Origin of the sequence: Pseudomonas sp. BCRC 81390, assembly GCF_030341915.1 — a bacterium.
In the GTDB taxonomy this organism is placed as follows: Bacteria; Pseudomonadota; Gammaproteobacteria; order Pseudomonadales; family Pseudomonadaceae; genus Aquipseudomonas.
The window spans coordinates 1-23,253 of record NZ_JATAAG010000091.1; the positions used below are offsets into that span (position 1 = coordinate 1).

The 23,253-nt window shown below is 61.5% G+C and carries 20 protein-coding genes; 8 read left to right on the plus strand and 12 right to left on the minus strand.

The features are described from left to right. The 4 genes from QSV36_RS25120 to QSV36_RS25135 all read left to right on the plus strand — a co-directional run. Nucleotides 1–249: transposase (locus QSV36_RS25120; protein ID WP_502945769.1), on the plus strand; the 249-nt coding region annotated here is incomplete at its 5' end. Nucleotides 250–695: 446 nt separating this feature from the next. Beyond that, entirely contained in the window at nt 696–899 is a 204-nt protein-coding gene (locus QSV36_RS25125; protein WP_289135761.1) for a hypothetical protein, read from the plus strand. 38 nt (nt 900–937) lie between these two features. After that, entirely contained in the window at nt 938–1,876 is a 939-nt protein-coding gene (locus tag QSV36_RS25130; RefSeq protein WP_289135763.1) for a 2-hydroxyacid dehydrogenase, read from the plus strand. A gap of 46 nt (nt 1,877–1,922) precedes the next feature. Next, on the plus strand, nt 1,923–2,711 hold the full coding sequence (locus QSV36_RS25135; RefSeq protein WP_289135765.1) for a PhzF family phenazine biosynthesis protein: 789 nt from the start codon (nt 1,923–1,925) through the stop codon (nt 2,709–2,711). Between the two features lie 59 nt (nt 2,712–2,770). Here QSV36_RS25135 and QSV36_RS25140 read toward each other — a convergent pair whose 3' ends face one another. From QSV36_RS25140 to QSV36_RS25165, 6 genes are all read right to left on the minus strand, one after another. Then, nucleotides 2,771–3,661 carry a halovibrin HvnA gene (locus QSV36_RS25140; RefSeq protein WP_289135767.1) on the minus strand — a complete coding sequence of 297 codons (891 nt, stop codon included), beginning with the start codon at nt 3,659–3,661 and terminating at the stop codon, nt 2,771–2,773. Nucleotides 3,662–3,870: 209 nt separating this feature from the next. Further along, nucleotides 3,871–5,925, minus strand: a complete 2,055-nt coding sequence (locus tag QSV36_RS25145) for a hypothetical protein (RefSeq protein ID WP_289135769.1) — start codon at nt 5,923–5,925, stop codon at nt 3,871–3,873. A gap of 271 nt (nt 5,926–6,196) precedes the next feature. After that, complete coding sequence (locus tag QSV36_RS25150; RefSeq protein WP_289135771.1) at nt 6,197–8,434, minus strand: autotransporter outer membrane beta-barrel domain-containing protein; 2,238 nt, start codon at nt 8,432–8,434, stop codon at nt 6,197–6,199. Nucleotides 8,435–8,715: 281 nt separating this feature from the next. Continuing rightward, nucleotides 8,716–11,058, minus strand: a complete 2,343-nt coding sequence (locus QSV36_RS25155) for a hypothetical protein (RefSeq protein WP_289135773.1) — start codon at nt 11,056–11,058, stop codon at nt 8,716–8,718. Between the two features lie 115 nt (nt 11,059–11,173). After that, nucleotides 11,174–12,631 carry an Ig-like domain-containing protein gene (locus QSV36_RS25160; RefSeq protein WP_289135775.1) on the minus strand — a complete coding sequence of 486 codons (1,458 nt, stop codon included), beginning with the start codon at nt 12,629–12,631 and terminating at the stop codon, nt 11,174–11,176. Nucleotides 12,632–12,728: 97 nt separating this feature from the next. Beyond that, nucleotides 12,729–13,415: a hypothetical protein gene (locus QSV36_RS25165; protein WP_289135777.1), complete on the minus strand. Its 687-nt coding sequence runs from the start codon at nt 13,413–13,415 to the stop codon at nt 12,729–12,731. A gap of 248 nt (nt 13,416–13,663) precedes the next feature. Here QSV36_RS25165 and QSV36_RS25170 point away from each other — a divergent pair, with 248 nt between their 5' ends. Together QSV36_RS25170 and QSV36_RS25175 are read left to right on the plus strand one after the other, a co-directional pair. Continuing rightward, a complete protein-coding gene (locus tag QSV36_RS25170; protein ID WP_289135779.1) occupies nt 13,664–14,002 on the plus strand; it encodes an FKBP-type peptidyl-prolyl cis-trans isomerase in 339 nt (112 codons plus the stop codon). Between the two features lie 129 nt (nt 14,003–14,131). Next, a complete protein-coding gene (locus QSV36_RS25175; RefSeq protein ID WP_289135781.1) occupies nt 14,132–14,539 on the plus strand; it encodes a GFA family protein in 408 nt (135 codons plus the stop codon). A 77-nt stretch (nt 14,540–14,616) separates the two neighbouring features. On the opposite strand, the gene QSV36_RS25180 is transcribed toward QSV36_RS25175, so the two are convergent. The 3 genes from QSV36_RS25180 to QSV36_RS25190 all read right to left on the minus strand — a co-directional run bounded on the left by QSV36_RS25180 (nt 14,617) and on the right by QSV36_RS25190 (nt 17,887). After that, on the minus strand, nt 14,617–15,345 hold the full coding sequence (locus tag QSV36_RS25180; RefSeq protein WP_289135783.1) for an aspartate/glutamate racemase family protein: 729 nt from the start codon (nt 15,343–15,345) through the stop codon (nt 14,617–14,619). Nucleotides 15,346–15,361: 16 nt separating this feature from the next. Next, nucleotides 15,362–16,894, minus strand: coding sequence for an NCS1 family nucleobase:cation symporter-1 (locus QSV36_RS25185; protein WP_289135785.1), 1,533 nt, complete (start codon nt 16,892–16,894; stop codon nt 15,362–15,364). Between the two features lie 555 nt (nt 16,895–17,449). Further along, on the minus strand, nt 17,450–17,887 hold the full coding sequence (locus QSV36_RS25190) for an Lrp/AsnC family transcriptional regulator (RefSeq protein ID WP_289135787.1): 438 nt from the start codon (nt 17,885–17,887) through the stop codon (nt 17,450–17,452). 133 nt (nt 17,888–18,020) lie between these two features. Between QSV36_RS25190 and QSV36_RS25195 the strand changes: the two genes are divergently transcribed. Continuing rightward, on the plus strand, nt 18,021–18,917 hold the full coding sequence (locus tag QSV36_RS25195; RefSeq protein ID WP_289135789.1) for a DMT family transporter: 897 nt from the start codon (nt 18,021–18,023) through the stop codon (nt 18,915–18,917). A 148-nt stretch (nt 18,918–19,065) separates the two neighbouring features. Next, on the plus strand, nt 19,066–19,992 hold the full coding sequence (locus tag QSV36_RS25200) for a class I SAM-dependent methyltransferase (protein ID WP_289135791.1): 927 nt from the start codon (nt 19,066–19,068) through the stop codon (nt 19,990–19,992). Between the two features lie 123 nt (nt 19,993–20,115). On the opposite strand, the gene QSV36_RS25205 is transcribed toward QSV36_RS25200, so the two are convergent. From QSV36_RS25205 to QSV36_RS25215, 3 genes are all read right to left on the minus strand, one after another. Next, a complete protein-coding gene (locus tag QSV36_RS25205) occupies nt 20,116–21,117 on the minus strand; it encodes a sulfate ABC transporter substrate-binding protein (protein WP_289135793.1) in 1,002 nt (333 codons plus the stop codon). Nucleotides 21,118–21,334: 217 nt separating this feature from the next. After that, nucleotides 21,335–22,156: an ion transporter gene (locus QSV36_RS25210; RefSeq protein WP_289135795.1), complete on the minus strand. Its 822-nt coding sequence runs from the start codon at nt 22,154–22,156 to the stop codon at nt 21,335–21,337. 45 nt (nt 22,157–22,201) lie between these two features. After that, nucleotides 22,202–23,074: an urea transporter gene (locus QSV36_RS25215; protein ID WP_289135797.1), complete on the minus strand. Its 873-nt coding sequence runs from the start codon at nt 23,072–23,074 to the stop codon at nt 22,202–22,204. Nucleotides 23,075–23,253: the final 179 nt, after the last annotated feature.

Here is a 23,253-nt window from a genome sequence, read left to right on the forward strand (position 1 = left end):
TTGGCCAAGAAGGGCTTCGCGCAAAGCATGAGTCGGAGAGGAAACTGCTGGGATAACGCCGTAGCTGAAAGTTTCTTCGCTACATTGAAGAGAGAGGAAGCCTGCGCGGTCTACTCCACAAAGAAACAGGCTCACCTGGCAATTGCCAGCTACATCCATGGGTTTTACAACAGCTGTCGACTGCATTCAGCACTGGGTTACCGTTCACCGAACGAATACGCAAAAGGCTTAAGGCAGTTGGCTCTGTAGTCAGCTTCTTGGCGTCCGCTGTGACGGGGCAGGCCCATGGTTACTTTTTGTCGCGTTTGACAAAAAGTGACCCGCCGTAAGGGCGGAAAGGTGACTATGCGCCGCCTTCGAAAATGAATGTTGACCTCATTGTTGAAGCCCACGCTTGAAAGCGAAAAGCGAAAAGCGAAAAGCGAAAAGCGAAAAGCGAAAAGCGAAAAGCTTGAAGCGGGATAACGCTGGTTTTTATCGCGCGCAAAGTCCATTGGCGATGGCGACGCTGACTCACCTTTTCGCCCTTACGGCGAGTCACTTTTTGCCAAACGCGGCAAAAAGTAACCAAAAAACGCTGCGCTCCTATCATCCGGCCCCTACGCTGCGCTCCGGGGTTCCCTCACTCCGGCCTTGCTCCCGGGAGGACGCGCTGCAGGCCCCATCCATGGGGCCTCAGCGCTTGACGGGCATCCATGCCCGTCACCTCCCTCCGCAAGGCCTGCGCTCGGCCTCCTGAAGTCGCGAAGATCAAGATCAAGATCAAGATCAAGATCAAGATCAAGAGCAAGAGCAACAGCAAGAGCAAGAGCAAGAGCAAGAGCAAAGAGCAGGAAGCCAAACGAAGCAGAACAGTGCAGTTTTGCCTCGTTATTTCGGTTGACTGTACTGGTTGGTGATTCCGCATAATGCCACCTCGAACTGATACGGAGGTGGCATGCGCAAGACAGTCCTGGTCCTGGTAGAAACCGTCGACGATTACCTGCCCCTGCTGGAGCAGGCTGGCTACCAATTGATTCGTGCCCCCTCACCGCAACTGCGCGCCGAGGCCATTCAGCACCACGCCGATGAAATCGATGCGGTACTCACCCGCGGCCCGCTGGGCCTGACAGCCGCCGAAATCCAAACCCTGCGCCGATTACAGATCATCTGCGTGATCGGCGCCGGCTACGAGCAGGTCGATCTGGCCGCCGCAGCCGCCCGCGGCATCACCGTCACCAACGGTGCCGGGGCCAATGCCAACGCGGTCGCTGACCACGCGATGGCATTGATGTTGGCGCTGCTGCGCGACATTCCCCGCGCCGATGCCAGTATCCGCCACGGCGAATGGAACCGGGTGATCAGCCCCTCGGTGACTGGCAAGCGCCTGGGCGTTCTCGGCCTCGGTGCGGTCGGGCAGGCTATCGCCAGGCGCGCCCATCAGGGCTTCGACATGCCCATCAGCTACCACAGCCGCACGCCACGCCAGGAACTGCCCTACACCTGGTACGACAGCCCGCTGCACCTGGCCGAGGCCGTCGACATCCTGCTGGTGGCTACCCCCGGCGGTGCCGAGACCCGCCATCTGGTCGATGCCGCGGTGCTCGATGCGCTGGGCGCCAAGGGCTACCTGGTAAACATCGCCCGCGCCAGCGTGGTCGACACCCAGGCGCTGGTTGCCGCCCTGCAGCAGGGCCGGCTGGCCGGCGCGGCGCTCGATGTGTTCGATGACGAGCCGCAGGTGCCCGATGCGCTCAAGGCCCTCGCCAACACCGTGCTCACGCCCCATGTTGCCGGCCAGTCGCCAGAGGCGGCACGCGACACGGTAACCTTGGTGCTGCGCAACTTGCAGGCGTTCTTTGCCGGTGAGCTGGTGCTCACCCCCGTTCTACCTTGACCCATTCGATATCCCCGGCACTGCCCGGCCCATAAGGAGCGTTTGCATGCAACTCGAGATCTTCCAGGTCGATGCTTTTTCCGCCGAACCCTTCGGTGGCAACCCGGCAGCGGTGATTCCGCTGGACACCTGGCTAGCGGATGACCTACTGCAGCGCATCGCCGAAGAAAACAACCTGTCGGAAACTGCCTATTTCGTGCGCAACGGTGACACGTTCGACCTGCGCTGGTTCACCCCCAGTGTCGAGGTAGACCTGTGCGGCCATGCCACCCTGGCGTCGGCCTACGTGCTGTTCGAGCAACTCGGCGAGCAGGCCGAGGTGCTGCGCTTCAATACCCGTAGCGGTGAACTGCGTGTCAGCCGCGGGGTCGACGGCCTGCTGGCTATGGACTTCCCGGCCAAGCAGCCGGTGGCGGTCGACCTGCCGGCCGGGCTGTTGGAGGCCCTGGGGCTGAGCGGTGCCAGAGCGGTCTATCGCTCGGATGATTACGTGGTGGTGATCGACGACTTGGCGGTGCTTGCCTCGCTGAAGCCTGATTTCGTTGCCCTGTCGGCATTCGACGTACGCGGCATCGCGGTAACGGCTGCAGGCCGTGATCATGATTTCGTCACGCGCTGGTTCGGCCCTCGGGTTGGGGTCAACGAAGACCCGGTCACCGGCTCTGCGCATACCTCGCTGGCACCGCTGTGGTCCGCCATGCTCGGCAAGCGCGCATTGACCTGCGAACAAGGCGGGACGCGCAAAGGGCAGCTGCATTGTGAAGTGCCAGGCAATGGTCGGGTGATCATCAGTGGTCGCGCTGCCCTGTATCTGCGTGGCCGGGTGTACTGCTGATCAGGGCGGTGTACTTCATGGCAGGCGAGGTACACCGCCCGATCACCTCCAACCGGGCATTACTGGTCCGCGGCGATGTACTGGAAGGTTGCACTGCCAGTCGCCGTGGTGGGCAGCGTGACCTTGATGATCGGCAGGTCGATGCCGGTTTTGGTGAGGAAGTTCTGCTTGCTCTTGCGTGCTGGGTCCAGCCCCGCTGGTGAGGCATAGAAGAAGGCCTGGATCGGCAGTACACGGCCCTGACCTTTTGCCCACACCCGAATCAACATTTCATTCTGTTCAATGAAGTAGCCCGCATTCGACCATTTCGCTTGCAAGGCGGCATAGAAGTTGGGGCCGGCATAATGGTTGAGCTCGTCACGCACATCGAAGCCACAGGTCCTGTTGCCTGATGTGCCTGGAGGGTATTTGGCCGCCCACTGGGCACCCGTGGTGATGTTCTGCTGGTGGCAAGGCTGGCTGCCAGCCACCCCGGGGTAGGCGCCACACCCGTACCGTTCAGTTCGGTTGTCGGTCCAGCCGTCCATGGGGAACTGGCACAGAATGGGGAGATCGAGTTTGTCTGGTGGATTGCCGATGATCGGATAGAAGATAAAACCGTTGGGATTGCTCGGTCTCCAGGCGAAGCTCTGGAAGTTGTTGTCCTTGCGCAGGTAGGAAAACGAAACACTGCCCTTCGTTTGGGCTTTAGGACTAGGGTCCCAGGTGTCGTAGCCAGGATCGTAGGTCGTGGCGCGTATGATAACCCCCGAGCAGAGGAATGCCGGCATGCTGTCACTGCCACAGTTTACCCGGGTGTCGTTGTAACGCTTGGTCAAGGCCTCTGCCGTGGCTGGGCCATCGACCACGGTGATGGTGGGAGTATGGGGTTTGGAGGGTGGAGTTGTGGTTTCCTGGTTGACGCAGGCAACCAGCAGCAAAGGTGCGAACAGCAGCAGTAATCGGTTCATCCGGCAGACCTCGGGCGTGTGCTCACCAGCTTCGGCGTGTTCGGCGAAGGCATCGGTAAGGGGATTAAGAGTGGTGTGTGGCCCGGGCTGGTGTCAGCATATGAGGGCTGCAGAAGGTGGACAACTGGCAGAAATGACAGGTACGGTCTGCCAAAAATGAGGGGAGCCGGGCGGGCTCCCCTCGTTGTCGCGGGGTGGTTCAGTCAGGTTCAGCCGTCGTAGCCGCGGCTGTCAATGGTGATTTGCGTGGTAATGTTTGTGACAGTACCGAACGGGTTTGTCGCAGACCATACGACGTGTATATGGCAAAGGTCCAGGGGGTATGCCAACTTGGTGGCGTCGAGCGGGAAGTCCGTGGACCTGTCCTTGTCGTCAGGCCCTACCGTTTTTTCCATCTTGATCCTGGTTTCTTCGATCGGTGTTTCGCTATCGTCGTCGTGCTTGTCACCCAGATATTGCACGAGTTCGATTGTGATTGTGTCGCCGACTTCTTTGTTGGTGTAATGCGGTGTCACGAAGAAGACGCCCGCCTTGATCTGCTCAGGCCCGATAGAGTTTCTGTCATTCAGTGGACGGAAACTGCCGTCCGGCAGATTACCTTCGCCTGGCAGCTCGTCCGAACCAGAGACCTGGACGGGTTGCTGCGGTGAATACGAGGTGTTCTCAGTGCCGCCGGCCACGGTGCGGGTCACGGTGTATTTCAGAATCTTCTCGCCCGAGCCTTCGTTGCCGATCTGCTCTTTGGTGAGGGGTAGTACCAAGTCGACCTTGTTGTTCACATCAGTTGGGTTGATGATGCGTTCGGCGAGCTCTGTTGTACCGTAAGTGACTTTCAACACGTCATTGAGAATGAACAGATCTTCAGCCGGCATCAGCCGTTGGTGCCAGCGAACGATGATGGTTGCATCCTTGTCGAAGTCATCTACCGGGATCTCGTTTTCCTTGCCACTGGCCGACCTCAGCAAGGCAGGGTGCATGTTGGGGTGTTCCGGGGTTTCCGGGTCGGGGTCGCCACCTACCTGGAACAGGTTGATATCTACAGTCGTCGCAGGAGAGGTGCCGGCCACCAGTGTATTGCGTACGATGCGGTACAGCACATCGATTTGGGCGACCGCGTTGGCACCGCCGGTTGCGGCTTTCCAGGTGTCGTAGAGTGCGGCATAGTCGGCTAGAACCGTGTGTTCGTCCTCCTCGGTACCGTCCGGAATTGGCACCAGGGTATGTGCCTGCCCCCCCCATACCAGCTGGATCTGGTCACCCTTCTGGATACCCGGTGTGCCGGTGTAGGCAGGGATAGTCACTTTTGCCGGGCCGCGGGCATCGGTTTCGTTGATGATGCCGTCGTCATCGAAGGAGGGTACTAGCGGGGCCTCCAGGCCCGTCAGTTCGCCTTTGAGCAGTACCCGCAGGGTGAGCTCAGTGGTCAGCAATGAAGTGTTGCCGGCACGGTCGGTAATCTCATAGGAGAATACCAGCGGACCATCGTCTGCGGCTTCGATATCCTCACGGACGAAGCGCAGCTCAACGTCTTTATCAGCGCCTTCGATGTTGTTGGTTACACTATTTGGTGCTTTGTTACCGTTGATCAAACCCTGGATGATGTCGCCAGGCTTTACACCCTCATAGCTGGGCACGAAGCTTTCAAGATAGAAGGTACCATTGTCATTCTTGAGCTTGTCTGCGGTGAGCCCATTGTCGATGATGTCCTGGGCGACGATCAGCTGGCCCAGGAGCGGGCGCCCCGGGGCGGTCAGGTCGACCTCGAACTCCTGCAACGGGCCGCGTTCTTTGCCGCCACCCTCGTAGTACGTCACCTGGTACACGATGCTGTGACGACCTTCCGGTCGGGCAGTAGCTGGTAATTCGATCGAAAATATATCACCGGGTTTGAACCCGCTGAAGGTAACCGGGCTACCAATTCCGTTCCCATTGACCAGCAGTTGCACAGTGTCTTGATCTGGTTGGCGTATCTTGCTGGGTACCGGGAACGTCAGCGTCAGGGTGTCGCTTTTGACGCTCTCCAGCAGCAGGTTGTCTTCTTCTCCGTCCGGCGGTAGGGGAGCCAGGGCATCGGCTGGGAATACCAGTGGATCGGTGAAGGCCCACGTACCCGGCGCAGTCACCAGGCTCGCCTTGTAAGTCAATGGACCCTTGATCAGTGTATGTCGCGCGATGGAGTTGGCAGGGACCTGGCTGTCGCTGACCACATCAATGAAATTGGCAGAGACACGGCTGTCGTTGTCCACGTCGATGAAATTGCTCATGGCTTGTTCCATAGGCTGAAGGAAATAAGGGTTGTCTGCTGGCGACGCCAGGCCTCGTCAGGCCTGGTATCGCCAGCGGTGCTACGGGTGTAGCCGGCTGTTCAGCTAGCCATTGCAGCCGATGCGGTCGCAGGTACATGGTCGAAAAAAACCGCCCGGTTGTAACCTGACAGTTTTACTAGGTAGCGGCGGGGGTATAGGCGGGGAAGAGCGGGAAGGGACGCAGGGCGGTGGATGCCGCACGGTGCCTCGGGCACCGCGCGGCAGGGCTTCAGAACGACCAGCGCAGGGCCAGCGAGGCTGCCGTGTCGGAGAAGTTGTCAGTGCCTGCCTGCTGGGCCAGCGCAGCCGTGACGGTCAGGTCGCGATTGACCCGGCCTTCGGCGCCAGCCTTGAATTCGGCGATGTTGCGAGTGCCAACCTGGCTGACGCTGGCACCGTCGAGGGTGACCCCGGCCTGGCGGCTGTTGTGGATCCAGTTGGCTTCGACAAAGGGCTTGAAGCTGTCGACCAGGGTATCGTCACCGCTGTAGTTCAGTTTGAGGAAAGCACGGGCACCGACGCTCACGCTCAAGGTATCGCTGCCGTCGCTGGAGACGATGGTGCCGTTGTCTTCGCGGTGATCGTCGGGTGTCACGCCAGACCAGAACACCTTGGCCTTGGGTTGCAGGTACCAGGCGCTACCGTTGTCGAGGGCGTTGCGAAACACATAGCCGGCTTCGAGCGAGGTGGACACGCCACTGGCGCTATAGGTTTCCTTGGCGACATCTTCGCCGGTTACCTGGGCATCGAACCAGCTGTATTGCAGTACCGCATCGGTATACAGCCCCTGCTCGCTGTTGCCGTCGGCGTACCAGGTACCATAGACACCGGTGGTGTAGCCTTTGACCTCGCTGCCGGCATGGTGGTTGGTAAGCTGCGAGGTAGTGGTACCGTGGCTGTAGCCATAGCCGGCGAAGGCCCCGGCGCGCCAGGCGCCGCCGTCACGGGTCAGACCGCCGGCCAGGTCGGCGCCCAGCAGCAGGGCATAGCGGTTGGTATGGGTGTTGAGCTGCCCGGAGTTGTCGGTGGCACGCTGGTGGCCGCCGCTGTTTTTCATCCACAGGTTGGTCGAGCTGCCATTGGCCGCGACGGTGTCGGCGCGCTCGGTCTCGCCGCTGCGTTCGCTGACACTGGCGTCGAACAGGGTATTCATGGCGTATAGGTTGGCAGCGTAGGCGCCACCTTCGGGGCGTACCACCAGGGTCGGCGCAGGGCCTGGGCCCGGGTCAGGATTGTCCGGGTCGCTCAGTTCGTTGCTCAGGTACCAGTTGCCGCTGTTGGCGCCTTCGCCACGCACCAGGTGGTAGTCGTAGGCGCCGGCGGCGATACGGCCCGATTGCTGGAATTCCCCGGCCGAGTTACCCCCCACGGTGATCAGCTCGATGCCGTTGAGGGTCTTGGCGCCGCTGCCGCCCAGGTTGTTGACGCGTACCGAGGTGGTGCCACTGGTGTCGCCTTTGACAATCAGTTTGTCGGTGAGCGAATCGTCGCCGCCGAGTACCGAGTTGAACACCAGGGTGCCGCCATTGCCGGCATAGTTGCCTTCCACGGTCAGGGTACGGCCGGCGGCGCCGTCGGAAAAGGCCACGGTACCCGCATTGTTCAATTGCCCGATGCTGGAGTCGCCGTTGATGATCCAGGCGGCGCTGTCGGCTACGGCAACCTTGTCGACGCCTTGCATCGAGCCCCGCAGGATGGCGCGGTCGAGCAAGTTTACCTCGGTGTAGGCGGTGTCCTCGGAGGTGATATTGCCGGTGATATCGCTGGCTTTGATGGTCAGAAAGGCCTGGGCGTCATCGTGTACCTCCAGCAGGTTGCCATTGCCAGCGCTGACCACCGTGCCGTCGCGCAGGGTGATGTGGGCGATAGGAGGGGCATCCTCGCCGGGGTACAGGTTGCCCATGTAGATCGCACTGCCGTTGCTGGACACCAGTTGGCTGCCGGCGATGTCGAGCACTGCAGTGAGGTCTGCGCTGGAGCCACTGATATCGGAATTGATGGCGATGGCATGGCGTTCGCCGTCGAGCACCGAACCGCTGATGGTGGCGTTGCCGCCGAGCATCAGCAGTGCCACCCCGGAGGAAAACTCCGCACCTGGCGAGGTGTCACCGGTTTCCTTTGCCGTGACGCGGCTACCGGTCAGGCTCAGGGTACTCTGGTTGTTGAGGATGGCGCGCCCGTCTGCGCGGATCGTGGCACCTTGCGCAGTCAGGCTGCTGCCATTCACCAGGGCGATGGCCGAGTTCAGGCCAGACCCCGTGCCATCGGCCTCGCTGCCCGGTTTGAGGATCAGGCTGGCGCCGTCGCGCACTTCCCAGAACTCGGCGGGGGTGCCGGCTTCGACAGTGGCGCTTTGCCCAGGGCCGACAAGAACGGCGGCGTGGCTGGCCAATGGGCTACAACTGAGCAGCAGCAGGCAGGCATAGCGTGAGGGGCTATGGGTAGTCAGGCGGGAAAGTCGTTTCATCGTTGACTCCGGAATGGGTTTTACAGAAGCCAGAAGGCTGGATGCGCGGAGGATGAACGGATGATGGGAATTTTCCTGTAGGAAAAGTCCTACCAGATCCAGGAAAAGTCAGAAGTTGGCCTTGGCTCACGGACGTCGCGCTCAGGCTTGCGGTCAAGCTTGAGTGACTGCTGGCGGAATGTAACCTGTTAAAAATGCTAGTTTTTACCGGGAAACTCAGGTGCAGAATATTGTATTGTGCAGCTGCGCCCGGCATTGCACCGGGCGCAGCAATCAAGCCTTCAGAGTTGCTGGCGGAGGACCCTGGAGAACCTGAACGGTTCGTTGTCACCGCGGTAGATGCTGTAGTTGATAAAGACCACTCTACCTTTGTTCTCCTCGATGACGCTTCTGGGGACCTGGAAGTATTTTTCGGTACCTGCCTGCAGGTACTCTTCCGTCGAATCCCAAGGAGTCGGATTTACCCCGTACAAGCGCACCCGTCCTTTGTGGCCGCTCTGTTGGTCCGGCGAGAGAATGGACACTGCCGCAGTAGGCGAGCCCTCTTGAGGGAAATAGCGCGGCGGGGGCATTTCCATTCCTTGGCTATCGATGTTCAGGATATAGACTGGCGAAGGGCTGGCCCCGTTTACCGTGTAGCTGATCTGTACCGAGCGGCCAATGGCATCGATCACTTCGAGACGGGGTACACGGAAGATAAGCGTCTGTATCGCATCGACCGGCAGTGTATCGCTCCAGTCAAAGTAAGGACCGTCCCATGTCAGTTTGATACTCTGCCCAATCGCCATACCTGGGAAAGGCAACACGTGAACTTCCAGGTAGTTGTCGTAATACATGGCCTCGTGGAAGTTCAGGCGTTTAGCGGGCGCTTTTGGAATCACCGGTTCGCTGGGCGAAGTGGCAGAACCTTCCACGCTGAATGGCAGCGGTGTGGACGACCCTTTTCCAGGAACCGAGTAGGTGACCACAACGTCCTTGTCTCGATTACCGGCGATAAAGGTGCCTGCTATCTCCGCTGTCTGCTCGCCAATCGTACTGACCGGGATGGTACCGCGGGTGGGCAGCGGGGCGTTCCATTCCCAGTTGATAGAATCCAGCAGCTCCATGCCGGGGTAGTTGATGCGCAGGATGGTTGAGGGGCGATCGGCATCAAGCTTGCCGCCCTGCACACCGTCGACGCTGGCGATCGGCAGCGGCTGTGTGCTGGCTGCCTTGATCAGAAGTGACAATTCCAGCGAAGGTGGCAGCGTGCTATCAGCGTCGCTGACGATGTAATGGGCCTTGACGCTGCCTCCTGCGATCAACCCAATGCGTTCTGCAGGGATCAGGAACAACAGAGGTTTCGTATTTTCGACGACCTCCTGCGAATCAGTGTGAGGCACTGATTCCCCATTTGAGGTCAGGCCATTCCAGACAATTTTAACGGTGGCGTTGTTTTCGATAGCGGGCGAGGCTGGCACGATGAACCTTGCGCCGTTGGGCACGGCGGCCGGGTCGAGTTCCCCTGCCTGGGCGTCGGGCACTTCTGGCTCTGCCAGCCTCAGAGGTTGGCCGAGCACGGGAAGTGAGGGGGTCCTTTTCGAGAGCCGGCGCTCATCAACCACATAACGGACACTCGCGGACCCTTGGCCTAACAGGATGACCTTGGCGTTGGGAATATTGAACTCCAGGAAGAACGGCACCGGGCTGGGGACCTTCGTTTCGCTTTCATGATCGATACGATCGTTGCCAGCCGTCAGGCCGCGCCATTCCACCTTCACGTTTTGGCCGGGCAGGATACCATCGTAACGAGGCACCCAGACCATGACGTCGTCCCCGCCCAGGATCGCCAGGTCGATTTCCTGCACCGGGTTGCCTTTCACCACCACAGCAGGTTCTTCTGGTGCGTTGGGGTCTTCGATCTCCACATCCGTGTGCTTGTAGGGAGCCCACTTGGAGTAGTTGTTCACCCTGTCGCGGATGCTATAGGTAACCGGCACCCGGCCTCCACCTACCTCGTTGAGTATTGCCTGGTCAATCTTCACCTCTTGCTGTTTACCTATTTCCGTAGTGGGTAAGGGGGGGCAATGGAGCTTGACGCCGGCCCAAGAGACAGTCAGCACATCGCCATAGTCCATTTCCTCCCAAACTGGAATATAGACTGTGGCAAACTCGGCGCCAGCCGGCACCGGGTCGGGTACCACGAAGGCAGGGGCCAGGTTCTCGTTGAGGTCGTCGGTGTCGGGGTAGGGATCTCGTCCACCGGGGACGGTGAGCTTGATCTCGACCGGCGTCGGTAATGAAGGGAGCTCCCCGCCACCGATGAACAGGGTAAACATATATTTAACCTGGTAGACACGGTTCTCGAGCTGACCGATCTCGCTATTGCGAACCTTGATGTTCAGTACGCTGGGGTCGCCATTGTTCGCTATGTAGTAGCCCACCCGGTGGTCGTCGAAAAATACCTCTACGAGGTCACCTTCATTGATTTTGGTATAGGGGCCAACCGTGACAATGATGAAGCCCTCCGGGTCGTCCGCAATATCGTTATAGCCAAGGCCACCGTCTTCTGCAGCGGGAATGAACGGCGCAGGTAAATCATCGGCGCGGTTGAGATGTTCAGGTGCGTTGTCGGCCATGTTCATAGGGCTTGCTCCAGGTCGCTGCGGGTGAGTTGCCAGCGTATGATCGGGTCGGTTCACCCACAACTGACATAACTACCAGGTGACAGGGCTTGATGCCTGTGCCACCTGGTGCCGGCTATTGTTTGAGGCCGACGACCTCGTAGGACGTGATGAATGATGCACACATGCCAACATTCGAGGCGTTGTGCAGTTCCAGCGCCATATGCTTGCCGAGACCGCACTCTTTGGTCGTCCAGTAATAAGCGTGAGCGAATGGCCAGCGCCCGCCGAAGGCCGCCTTCAACTCATGCGCCTCCTGTTCGCTGGGCAAGCGGGCGCCTTGCGCAGCGACGGCGTTCGATGCATTGTTCCAGTTCGATCTTGGGAAGTTGTACACCTTCAGCACGTTACTCACATTGACCGTGTAGGCGAGGCTCTGGCCAGTGGCGTCGGTCACGCTGATTTGTGCAGTGCCATTGCCTTTGGCGGTGACCAAGCCGTACGGGTCTACGGCTGCCACCGCAGGGTTGCTGCTGGCGTAGGTGTAGGGCATCTGCCCGCCGCTGGCCTGGCGCTCGATCGCATTGCTGCCAAGGGTGTAGGCGGGCGCGACGCCCGGGTGGGCAGGAATGAGGTAGGTCCTGCCGGCCAGGGCTACCGCAGTGGTGCCGAGGCTGAGAGGGGGATCGATGTTATCGGCCGCAATGTACTCGAAACGAGCTTGTTCGGCCGTGCTGCTGGGCAGGGTGATCTTGATCAGGGGCAGGTCGATGTTGGCTTTGTAGCGGAAGTTCAGCCGGTCCTGCCAGGCATCCTTCAGCCCCGCTGCGGTGGTATAGAAGAATGCCTGGATGGGTAACTGGGCGGGGATGTCCTGTTGCCACAGCCCATGCACCAGCTCGTTATGTTCGGTGAAGCGTTTGTCGGTCGGGTTGCCGCTGCTCTTGGCCAGCAGGCTCTGGTAGAACGCCGGGCCCGCCAGCTGGTTCTGGCTGTCGCGTACGTTGAAGGCACAGATTTTCGTGTTGTCGCCCCCTTGCTGGGTGTACAGCGTCGTCCATTGGGCTGCACTGGTGATGTTCTGCAACTCGCAGGAAACACTGGTCGGGTTGCTGCCATACTGCCCGCAGCGGTTGCCGATGCGGTTGTCGGTCCAGCCGTCGATGGGGTAGGAGCACAGCACATCGATGTCGATCTTGTCCGGAGGCGAGGCGAAGATGGGGTAGAGCAGCATGCCGTTCTCGCCGCCCCAGGGCATGCGCGCGAACTTGCTGTCCTGGCGCAGGTAGGAGAATGATACCGCGCCGAGTCTCTCTGCCGTCGGGCTTGGGTTCCAGGAATCATAGCGGGGCGAGTAGGTGGTGGTGCGCAGGATCACGCCGTTGCAGAGAAACGCGGGCAGGCTCGGACCGCCACAGTCCTGGGCAGTATCGCTGTAGCGTTTGTTCAGTGCTTCGGCGGTTGCCGGGCCGTCGACGACCGTAAGCGGCGACCCGGGTGGGGCCGGAATGGGGGCGGGTGGCTGAAGCTGGCTGGAGCAGGCAGACAACAGCAAGGCCAGGGCTACTGCCCAGCCGACGGTAGGGGTTGTCATCGTTATATCCTTGTATGGCTGCGGATGCGCGGAAGGCACTACAGGGTTGGGCCCGGGCGCCTGGCACAGCTCAGGTCCCTGGCCCGGCCAGCTGGGGTCATAAAGACGGTACTTCCAGCTTTTCGATGTACAGCACCTGGGACACCAGCCTTCGCGGCTGATTGGCTCGTTGTACGGCATAGTTCAGCCATACGGGCTTGCCGCGATTGGCTTCGAACCATGAGTGGTAGATTTCGATCGGAACGGGGTCAACCCGTGTGACAGTGAATTCCCTGGTATCGACAAAGCTGGTTGGCGAGCTGTACAGCCGAGCGCGTACGGTGTCTCCGATGTTCATGCCGAGGTAGTCGATCTGCAGGGTGTGGCTACCCAGTGGCAGGCTCGGGCGTTGCAGCGTCAGTAGCTGCGATTGCACCCTGATGTCACGGCTCTGGGAAATTTGCCAATCACCTCCCCCAGGCTTGCGCAGTGCAAAGTTCAGGTCCATGACATTACCGGCAGCGCCATAGAGCATGAATTTCGGCATGGCCACTGTCAGCGGGCGGGGTGGATCGGCAACAGGGACTTCGGGCGCGTCGTAGATGACCTCGCCAAAACGCCCACGCACGCGGACGCTATCGCGTGGCGACATGCCGGCCGAGATCGGCACGTTGCAGATCAGGGTTTCCCCGGAGATTTCATGGAGCCTGGCGATGGTCAGGTATTGGTGCCCAGGATTGTTCTGGTCTTCTTCAGCTTGCGGCAGGCTGGGTGCCTCCCAGGCCTTGCGTTGTTGGTCGGACATGGCGGTCTCCTGTTGGGTGGATTGCCTCGCCATGGTGCATAGCCATGCGCGCTGTGTAACCTGGCAAAAATGTCAGGTCGCCAGTTGTGACTGCGGCTGCAGGGGCAAGGTTTTTTCGCCGGCGCCGCAGCGTAGCGATCAGTACCACGGCAGTGCTCGATGCGCCGGCACACCACGCCACGCGAACTTGCCAAACCCGTACATTCCTGAGAAAACGACGCCCCCGAATCACAGCTTGGAGCCTGCCCATGAGCAGCGAACTGCAGATCACCGACCTCGTCGAAGGCGACGGCAAAGCCGCCGTCAAAGGCGCCCTGATCACCACCCAGTACACCGGCTGGCTGGCCGATGGCAGCGAGTTCGACTCGTCGTGGTCACGCGGCAAGCCGTTCCAGTGCGTGATCGGCACCGGCCGGGTGATCAAGGGCTGGGACCAGGGCTTGATGGGCATGCGCGTGGGCGGCAAGCGCAGGCTGCAGGTGCCGGCACAGTTGGGTTATGGCGAGCGCAGCGTGGGGGCGATTCCGCCGAATTCGGACTTGACCTTCGAGATCGAGTTGCTGGAAGTGCTGACACGGGATGACTGATAGCGCTCGGCCGGCCGAATGGCGTCTGGTTCGAGGCCGAGGCGCTCGAGGTAAAAGGCGCCTTGCCGGCGCTAAGGCCGCGGCAGGTGTCTATAATTGCTGGCCCACCCTCAGCTGAAGGAACCAGCCATGCCCCTGGAAAAACACGGCACCTGCCTGTGCGGCGCCACCCGCCTTACGGCTGTGGTCGACAACACCCACATCAGCGCCTGCCATTGCAGCATGTGCCGCAAGTGGACCGGCGGCCCGCTGCTGGTGGTGCATTGCAGCCAGCCACCGGTAATCGAAGGGCGTGCGCCCAGCGTCTACGATTCGTCCGATTGGGCGCAGCGCGGTTTCTGCGGCCAGTGCGGCACACACCTGTACTACCGGTTAAAGGCCAACGACTTCCATGCCGTGCCAGTCGGCCTGCTTGACGGTGACCAGGAATGGGCGTTCGACCTGCAGATTTTTATCGAACAGAAACCCGCCTGGTATTGCTTCGCCAACCAGACCAAGGAACTGACCGGGCAGGAGGCCTTCGAACAGCTCGGCTGATCCAGGCTGCGGACCTGGCTGTGCCGACCTCTGCGCCGGCACGCCCGCGCGCAGGGGCCGGTACGCTCAACCCAAGGTCAACGACCGAGGCGCATCGGCCAACCCAGCACCTTCTTCACCCGCGGCGTGGCATAGGTACGTACCTTGGAAGTACTCAGGCCCATGCGCACCAGTGCTTCGGCAACGGTAACCGCCGCGCTGACGCCATCCACCACCGGCACGCCCGTGCGCAGGCGGATCTGCTCGTCCAGCCCGGCCATGCCACCGCAACCCAGGCAGATCACTTCGGCCTTGTCGTCACGCACGGCGCGTTCGGCCTGCTCGACGATCGCCGCCACGGCGCGCTGCGGGTCGGCTTCCAGCTCCAGCACCGCCAGGCCACTGGCGCGCACCGAGGCACAGCGGTCATACAGCCCGGACAACTTCAGGCGGTCTTCGATCAGCGGCACGGTGCGGTCCAGGGTGGTCACCACCGAATAGGCGTGGCCCAGGTACATCGCGGTGCTGGCGGCGGCGTCGGTGATGTCCACCACCGGCACGTCCAGCAACTCCTGCAGGCCCTCGCGGCCATGCTCGCCGTAGCCGGCCTGGATCACTGCATCGTAGGGGCCTTCGTAGGCCAGCACTCGATCCATCACGGCGATGGCGGCCAGGTAGCTTTCGAAATTGCCTTCCACCGATTCGGCGCCGAACCACGGGGTCAGGCCGATGATTTCGGTGCCGGGCGCGGCCACGCTGCGGGCCTGTTCGGCGATGGCTTCGGTGATGGCTGCGGTGGTGTTGACGTTGGCAATCAGGATACGCATGTGTAGCCCTCCCTGGTCAGTGGCTGCTGTGGTCGACGGCGATGCATTCGCCGCTGACGTCGTGGTATTGGCGGTTGCGCGGCGCGATCAGCAGGTACACCGCAGCGGCGATGCCGGCGCCGATCAGCCAGGAGAACGGCGCGATGCCATGGAAGTGGGGCACCAGGGCCAGGACGATGGCCAGCAGTGCGGCCGGCACGAAGGCAGCCACGGCGCGCAGGTTGATGCCCTTGCTGTAGTGGTAGGCCCCGGCCGGGTGCTCGGTGTACAGCTCCGGCACGTTGATGCGGCCTTTGCGTAGCAACCAGTAGTCGGCCATGATCACCCCGTACAGCGGGCCGAGCAGCGCGCCCAGGCCGGACAGGAAGTACACGATCACCAGCGGGCTGTTGTACAGGTTCCATGGCAGGATCAGCACCGCCAGGGTGGCGCTGATCAGCCCGGCACGGCGAAAGTTCAGGTGGCGTGGCGCCAGGTTGCTGAGCACGAAGGCCGGCGCGACGAAGTTGGCCATGATGTTCACCGCCACGGTGACGATCAGGAAGGCCAGGCAACCGAGCACCAGGAACGGCGTGCTGGGGATGCTGGCGACGATCTGCGTCGGGCTGTCGATGACCTGGCCGTTGATCTGGAACTGCGCACCGCACAGCACCACGGTGATCATGGCGAACACCAGGATGTTCACCGGCAAGCCCCAGAAGTTGCCCACGCGAATGGTCTTGCGGCAGGGCGAGGAGCGGGCGAAGTCGCAGAAGTTCAGCACCAGGGTGCCGTAGATGGCCAGCCACAAGGCACCGCCGGCAAAGATGTTGCGCCACATCTCGTAGCCGCTCAGCGGCGCGTCCACCGACCAGGCGATGCGCGCGTCGGCCTGGGCGTACATGAACACCGCCAGGGCGGCAACCGTCAGCAGGATCACCGGGCCGGCAAAGGCCTCGTAGCGGCGCACCATCTCCATGCCGTAGGCGAGGATCACCAGTTGCACCAGCCAGATCGACACGAAGCACACCCAGCCCAGGCTCGACAGGCCGAGGATGCTGTCGTGGTCGTAGGCGGCCAGGTGCGGCCACACGGCAGTCAGCAGCACCCTCAGCACCACCGATGCCAGGTAGGTCTGGATGCCGAACCAGGCGATGGCGATGACCGCGCGGATCAGGGCCGGGATCTGCGCGCCGTGGATGCCGAAGGCGATGCGGCTGATGACCGGGAACGGCACGCCGGTTTTCTGCCCCATGTAGCCGGACAGGTTCATGAAGAAGTACACCAGCGCTGCGCCGATGGCCAGCGACAGCAGTATCTGCCAGCCACCCAGGCCAAGGGCGAACAAGCCCATGGCGAACGAGTAGTTGGCAATGTTGTGCACATCGTTGGTCCACAGCGCAAAGATGCTGTAGCGGCCCCAGCGGCGGCCGTGGAGGCGCGTCGGGGCGAGGTCGCGATTATGCAGGCGTGGGCTCAGGGCAAGTGCCGGCTGGCTGTCGGCGAGTGGCGAGGCGGGGTGGGTGCTGGCGACGGATAGTTCAGGGGCAAGGTCGAGGCTGGTACTCATTCCGGCGGGCTCCTGATGCACGTGGACTGCGATGAGCGGGCATGCGCACGGGCTCGCCATCTCGTCGGTGCAGCGTTGGCATCACTGGGTTCTGGGCGCGGCGGCCGCTGTTGGGGCGGCGTCGCGGGTTCTTGTGTATTTATGTTTTGCTCGGTTTGTATACAAAACACGAACACACAAAAGCGAGTTCTATGCCAAGGAAAAAGCAACTTTCAGCTGGCCATCATTTTGAATCTATCCTTTTGAAATATAAGTTCATGAAATGATAGTGATATAAGTTGACCAGATGAACAGGTTTAAATTTTTCAATGATGATTTAGTTGATCATTTGGTCAGAATAAGTTGTAGGAAGTGTGTAACCTATTGGGGCGCGATCTTGGAAAGTGCACACAAAAACGGCACTTAAGGTGACATTTTTGTGTACAAAATTTAGCCAGCTTTTTCTATGCTGGCCTTTTCGCGGGTGAACCCGCTCCCACAAGTACCCACGGCATTCAGGCCCGTCGAAATCGTGTGGGAGCGGGTTTACCCGCGAAGAGGCCCGCACAGGCAAACTCAATCCATCGGCGGCAACCGCCGTTTCACCGGGCTTTTCTTGATGATGGCGGTGTTGGTCTCGGCCAGTACATTGATGCGGTCGAGTAGGGTGTCCAGTTGCTCCATCGAGCGCACATGCAGCCGGGCAATGAAGCAGTCCTCGCCAGTAACCTTGTCGCACTCGGTGAACTCGGGAATGGCGATGATCTGCCGCTCCACTTCCTGCAACTGCCCGGGCAGCGGGCGGATGCGCACGATCGCCTGCAGTTGGTAGCCGAACGCGCGTGGGTCGACGTCTACGGTGTAACCACGCAACACGCCGCGCTCCTCCAGGCGGCGCAAGCGTTCACTGACGCTGGGCGCTGACAACCCGCTGATCTGCGCCAAGGCCTTGAGCGAACGGCGTGAGTCTTCCATCAATGCATTGATCAGCAATTGGTCGATGGCATCGGTCATGGTCACCTCGTAAGGTCTTTTGGATGATTTGCCTTGATAGTAAAGGTAGCTCGGCAAACCTACCTTCGATATCCGCTGGAAGGCCTCCCAGAAACATTTGCATACTGTTGCCATCATCGACAGGAGGTGTGAAATGGACAGTTCGTTGCGCCGTGGTTCGCTGGAAATGGTCGCCGCCATGCTGATTTCCGGGACCATCGGCTGGTTCGTGCTGGTGTCTGGCCAGCCGGTGCTCGAGGTGGTGTTCTGGCGCTGCGTGTTCGGTGCCGTGACCTTGCTGGCCATCTGCGCAGGCTTTGGCTTCTTGCGGCCGGGCGTTATCAGCCGCACGGCATTTCTGCTGGCGATTGCCAGCGGTGTGGCCATCGTCGGCAACTGGGTGTTGTTGTTCGCGTCCTACTCGCGGGCATCGATTGCCATCGGCACGGCGGTGTACAACGTGCAGCCGTTCATGCTGGTGGGGCTGGCGGCCGTATTTTTGGGCGAAAGGATCACCCTGGCCAAGGTCACCTGGCTGAGCGTGGCGTTCCTCGGCATGCTGGCGATCGTCAGTGCCCATGGCAGCGGGCAGGGTGGTGGTGACGATTATCTGCTGGGCATTGCCCTGGCGCTGGGGGCGGCCTTCCTGTATGCCATCGCGGCACTGACCATCAAGCGCCTGAGCGGCACCCCACCGCACCTGATCGCGTTGATCCAGGTGGCTACCGGCGTGCTGTTGCTGGCGCCCTGGGTAAAGCTGGGCGGGCTGCCGGGCGAAGTGCCGGCGCTGGCCAGCCTGCTGACCTTGGGCATGGTGCATACGGGTTTGATGTATGTGCTGCTGTACAGCGCCATCCAGCGCTTGCCCACGGCGTTGACCGGGGCGCTGTCGTTCATCTACCCGATTGCGGCAATTCTGGTGGATTGGGTGGCGTTCGGCCACCGGTTGGCACCGCTGCAATGGGTTGGGGTTGGTTTGATCCTGCTGGCAGCGGCGGGGATGCAGCAGGGGTGGTGGTTCCGGCCGACACGGGTTGCAGTCGAGCCTTGAGCTGACCTTGCTGGCCTCTTCGCGGGTTAAACCCGCTCCCACAGGTACTGCACATGCCTTAGGACCTGTGCGATCCCTATGGGAGCGGGTTTAACCCGCGAAGAGGCCAGCAAGGTAGAATGCCGCTTTTGCCAGCTTGCGACCCGCCATGACTTCGCCAATCCACACCCTTGAGCAACACTTGCTCGCAGCCCTCGACCCTGCCCCGCAGGAAACCCGCCGCCTGTTCCATGGCCGTGGCCGCTGCTGGGCGGGCCTGGAGCAGGTCACCGTCGACTGGCTGCAAGGTGTACTGTCGGTGGCCCTGTTCCGCGAGCCGGGCGAAGGCCAGTTGGCCGAACTGGAAGCCATGTTGCGCAGCCTCGCCGAGCGCCCACAGTGGACCGGCCAGGCCATCCTCATCCAGCACCGTTACCTGCCCGACAGCCCGGGTCAGTGGCTGCTGGGCGAACCCTGCCAGCAACGCGAAGTGATCGAAGACGGCCTGACCTACCTGCTGGACCTGGGCGTGCGGCAGAACAACGGCCTGTTCCTCGACATGCGCTACGGCCGACGTTGGGTGCGCGAGCAGGCGGCGGGCAAGCGCGTGCTGAATCTGTTCGCCTATACCTGCGGCTTCTCGGTAGCGGCAATTGCTGGTGGCGCCGAGCAGGTGGTGAACCTGGACATGGCCAAGTCGGCTTTGTCGCGCGGGCGCGACAATCATCGGCTGAATGGCCATGACCCGGCGCGCGTGGCGTACCTGGGGCACGAGCTGTTCAAGTCGTGGGGCAAGGTGCGCAAGTACGGGCCTTATGACCTGATCATCATCGACCCGCCGACCTTCCAGCGCGGCAGCTTCGTGCTGACCCAGGACTACGCGAAGATCCTGCGGCGTTTGCCGGAGCTGTTGAACCAGGGCGGCACGGTGCTGGCGTGCGTGAACGACCCAGGGGTCGGGCCGGAGTTTCTGATCGAGGGCATGGCGCAGCAGGCGCCGTCGCTGGCATTTGTCGAGCGGCTGGATAACCCGCCGGAGTTTCCTGACGTGGACCCGGCGGGGGGCTTGAAGGCCCTGGTATTCCGTCAGGTCTAATGTCGCCTGTACCGGCCCTTTCGCGGGCAAGCCCGCTGCCACAGGGCCCCCACAGCATTCAGGCCTGTGGTAATCCTGTGGCAGCGGGCTTGCCCGCGAAGAGGCCCGTAAGGCTTACATCATTTACTGATTGTTGGTGTAGATCTGGTCAAACACCCCACCATCATTGAAGTGGGTCTTCTGTACGGTGCGCCAGTCGCCAAAGGTCTTCTCCACCGACAGGAAGTCCACTTTCGGGAAGCGGTCGGTGTACTTGGCCAGCACCGTTGCATCACGCGGGCGCAGGTAGTTCTGCGCGGCAATTTCCTGGGCCGCTGGCGACCACAGGTACTTCAGGTATTCCTCGGCCACCGCCTGGGTGCCTTTGCGCGCCACTACCTTGTCGACCACGCTCACCGGCGGCTCGGCTTCGGCCGATACGCTCGGGTAGACCACTTCGAACTGGTCGCGGCCGAATTCGCGGGCGATCATCTCGGCTTCGTTCTCGAAGGTCACCAGCACGTCGCCGATCTGGTTGGTCATGAACGTGGTGGTCGCGGCGCGGCCACCGGTGTCGAGCACAGGTGCCTGCTTGAACAGCTTGCCGACGAAGGCCTTGGCCTTGTTCTCGTCACCGCCTTGCTTGAGTACATAGCCCCAGGCCGACAGGTAGGTGTAGCGACCGTTACCCGAAGTCTTCGGGTTGGGCACGATCACCTGCACGCCGTCCTTGAGCAGGTCGGGCCAGTCCTTCAGGGCTTTCGGGTTGCCCTTGCGCACGATGAACACGGTGGCCGAGGTGAACGGCGCGCTGTTGTTCGGCAGGCGGCTGACCCAGTTGTCCGGTACCAGCTTGCCGTTGTCGGCCAGGGCGTTGATGTCGGTAGCCATGTTCATGGTGATGACGTCGGCCGGCAGGCCATCGATCACTGCACGCGCCTGTTTGCTCGAGCCGCCGAAGGACATTTGCACGTTGACCTTCTCGTTGTGCTCGGCTTCCCAGTGCTTCTGGAAGGCCGGGTTGTAGTCCTTGTAGAAGTCGCGCATCACGTCGTAGGAGACATTCAGCAGGGTGGGGGCGGCCTGGGCCAGGTTACCCAGGGCAAGGCCTGCGGCGAGCAGCGAGGCGGTGAAGAGTTTTTTCACGTTGCTTCCTTGTTCTTGAAAGTTGTCGAGGCAGATTGCCAGCGACTATAGCGGGTGGGTTTGTGGGGGTTAAAGAACAAAAATGACTTTGGTTATGCCGTTGCCTGCTCTGGCCCTTTCGCGGGTAAACCCGCTCCCACAGGATCACCACAGGGCTTAACTGTATGCGGTCACTGTGGGAGCGGGTAAACCCGCGAAAGGGCCGGAACAGGCAACATCATTGCTTGGGAAACAGCGCATTGCCACAGCGGGAACAGAACGCTGCCGCAGGTTCATGGCTTTTCTTGCGGCAGGCCGGGCAATCGTGTTGCAACTGCTCGCCGCGCATGGCATTGGCCAGTTCGGCGGTAAATATTCCGGTCGGCACGGCAATGATCGAATAACCGATGATCATCACCAGCGAGGAAATCACCTGCCCCAGCGGGGTCTTCGGCACGATATCGCCAAAGCCCACGGTGGTCAGGGTGACGATGGCCCAGTAGATACCTTTGGGAATGCTGGTGAAACCGTGCTGCGGCCCTTCGATCACGTACATCAGGGTGCCGAACACGGTCACCAGGGTGGAGACGGTGACCAGGAACACGATGATCTTCTGCTTGCTGCCGCGCAGGGCGTCGATCAGGTAATGCGCCTGCTTGAGGTATGGGCTGAGCTTGAGCACGCGGAAGATGCGCAGCATCCGGATCACGCGGATGATCAGCAGGTACTGGGCGTCGCTGTAGTACAGGGCGATGATCCCCGGCACGATCGCCAGCAGGTCGACCAGGCCGTAGAAGCTGAAGGCATAGCGCAGCGGCTTGGGCGAGCAGTACAGGCGGGTGAGGTACTCGGCCAGGAAGATCGCGGTGAAGCCCCATTCGATAGCGGCCAGCAGGCCGGCGTAGCCCTGGTGTACTTCGTCGATGCTGTCGAGGATGACGGTGACCAGGCTGGCCAGGATGATCAGCAGGAGGATCTTGTCGAAGCGTCTTCCAGCCACGGTGTCGGTCTGGAAGACGATGACGAAGAGCCGCTCGCGCAGGCTCGCGGGGTTGTTCATGGGCTCGTTCCACAATGGCGATGGGCTGAGCCTAGGGGTTGCCTTTCAGCTGTGCAAGCGGCTGGTGCTGCGCTGCCTGGGCTGGGCCAGGTGGCTGCCCAGGTGCATCAGCCAGCAGGCGGCGACGAAGGGCGCGGTCAGGCCGGGCAGCGGCAGCCATTTGAACAGCGGTTGCATCAGCAGGGCGAGGACGATGGCCAACAACGTCACCCAGGGCTTTTCGCCTTGCCTGCTGAAGGCCAGTGCCGCCAAAGCCGCGTTGAAGCCGTACAGGCCCAGCCACGCAGCTTGTGCCTGATCGGTGAGCAACGCCAGGCCACCGCCGATCGCCGAACCGAGCACTGCCCACAGGGCGGCATAGGGGTTGGCAATGAACATGCCGACGATGATCAGCAGGCCGGCCAGCGGCTGGTCGAGCAGGAAGATTTGCCCGACCCCGCGCGCCAGGGCATACAGCGGGTCGGCTTCGACGAAGCCAGCGGGCGCGGGCGTGGCGATCAGCAGGGTGACCCAGCCGAGGACTACGAAGGGTGCGGTGTAGGCAAGCAGCAGCTTGCCGCCACGCTTGCGCCATTGGTGGGTGATGATGCTGGACAGGCCACCGGCGGCGATGATCAGCGGTGGCAGGATGGCCGACCAGGGCAGCACGGCGCTGATCAGGATGCCGATCAGCACGCCGTTGTAGCTGTACAGGCCGGCCTGGCGGTCGGCACGGTCGTAGCCGCGTGCCTGGGCGGTGAGCAGGCCAGCGAGGGCGCCGAGCAAGGCGCCGCCGACCAGGTCGGGGGCGGTCAGCAGGATGGCCAGCAGGCAGCACAGGCCGCACAGGGGGTTGCGCAGCAGCAGCACCTGGCTGAAACCGTTGAGCAGCGCCGTGGCCCAGTCCGGGCACGGGTTGACGAAATTCTTGGTGTACATCGGGGCAGTCAGTGAGGTTGATGGGGGAGCGGTGGGCCTCTTTGGGCCTCGGGTTTTCCGCCGGTCAGGTATTTCGGTGTTGGGGAGGGCTGCGCCCTCCAATCGCGGCGCAAGGCCGCTCCTACAGGGACCGCGACACCTTCAGGCTTGCGTGATCCCTGTGGGAGCGGCCTTGCGCC

Bases quoted from the DNA above. Each gene is read 5' to 3' on its own strand.
- QSV36_RS25125 (WP_289135761.1), top strand. From the start codon at position 696: ATGCCCGTCACCTCCCTCCGCAAGGCCTGCGCTCGGCCTCCTGAAGTC.
- QSV36_RS25130 (WP_289135763.1), top strand. From the start codon at position 938: ATGCGCAAGACAGTCCTGGTCCTGGTAGAAACCGTCGACGATTACCTG.
- QSV36_RS25135 (WP_289135765.1), top strand. From the start codon at position 1,923: ATGCAACTCGAGATCTTCCAGGTCGATGCTTTTTCCGCCGAACCCTTC.
- QSV36_RS25140 (WP_289135767.1), bottom strand. From the start codon at position 3,661: ATGAACCGATTACTGCTGCTGTTCGCACCTTTGCTGCTGGTTGCCTGC.
- QSV36_RS25145 (WP_289135769.1), bottom strand. From the start codon at position 5,925: ATGAGCAATTTCATCGACGTGGACAACGACAGCCGTGTCTCTGCCAAT.
- QSV36_RS25150 (WP_289135771.1), bottom strand. From the start codon at position 8,434: ATGAAACGACTTTCCCGCCTGACTACCCATAGCCCCTCACGCTATGCC.
- QSV36_RS25155 (WP_289135773.1), bottom strand. From the start codon at position 11,058: ATGAACATGGCCGACAACGCACCTGAACATCTCAACCGCGCCGATGAT.
- QSV36_RS25160 (WP_289135775.1), bottom strand. From the start codon at position 12,631: ATGACAACCCCTACCGTCGGCTGGGCAGTAGCCCTGGCCTTGCTGTTG.
- QSV36_RS25165 (WP_289135777.1), bottom strand. From the start codon at position 13,415: ATGTCCGACCAACAACGCAAGGCCTGGGAGGCACCCAGCCTGCCGCAA.
- QSV36_RS25170 (WP_289135779.1), top strand. From the start codon at position 13,664: ATGAGCAGCGAACTGCAGATCACCGACCTCGTCGAAGGCGACGGCAAA.
- QSV36_RS25175 (WP_289135781.1), top strand. From the start codon at position 14,132: ATGCCCCTGGAAAAACACGGCACCTGCCTGTGCGGCGCCACCCGCCTT.
- QSV36_RS25180 (WP_289135783.1), bottom strand. From the start codon at position 15,345: ATGCGTATCCTGATTGCCAACGTCAACACCACCGCAGCCATCACCGAA.
- QSV36_RS25185 (WP_289135785.1), bottom strand. From the start codon at position 16,894: ATGAGTACCAGCCTCGACCTTGCCCCTGAACTATCCGTCGCCAGCACC.
- QSV36_RS25190 (WP_289135787.1), bottom strand. From the start codon at position 17,887: ATGACCGATGCCATCGACCAATTGCTGATCAATGCATTGATGGAAGAC.
- QSV36_RS25195 (WP_289135789.1), top strand. From the start codon at position 18,021: ATGGACAGTTCGTTGCGCCGTGGTTCGCTGGAAATGGTCGCCGCCATG.
- QSV36_RS25200 (WP_289135791.1), top strand. From the start codon at position 19,066: ATGACTTCGCCAATCCACACCCTTGAGCAACACTTGCTCGCAGCCCTC.
- QSV36_RS25210 (WP_289135795.1), bottom strand. From the start codon at position 22,156: ATGAACAACCCCGCGAGCCTGCGCGAGCGGCTCTTCGTCATCGTCTTC.
- QSV36_RS25215 (WP_289135797.1), bottom strand. From the start codon at position 23,074: ATGTACACCAAGAATTTCGTCAACCCGTGCCCGGACTGGGCCACGGCG.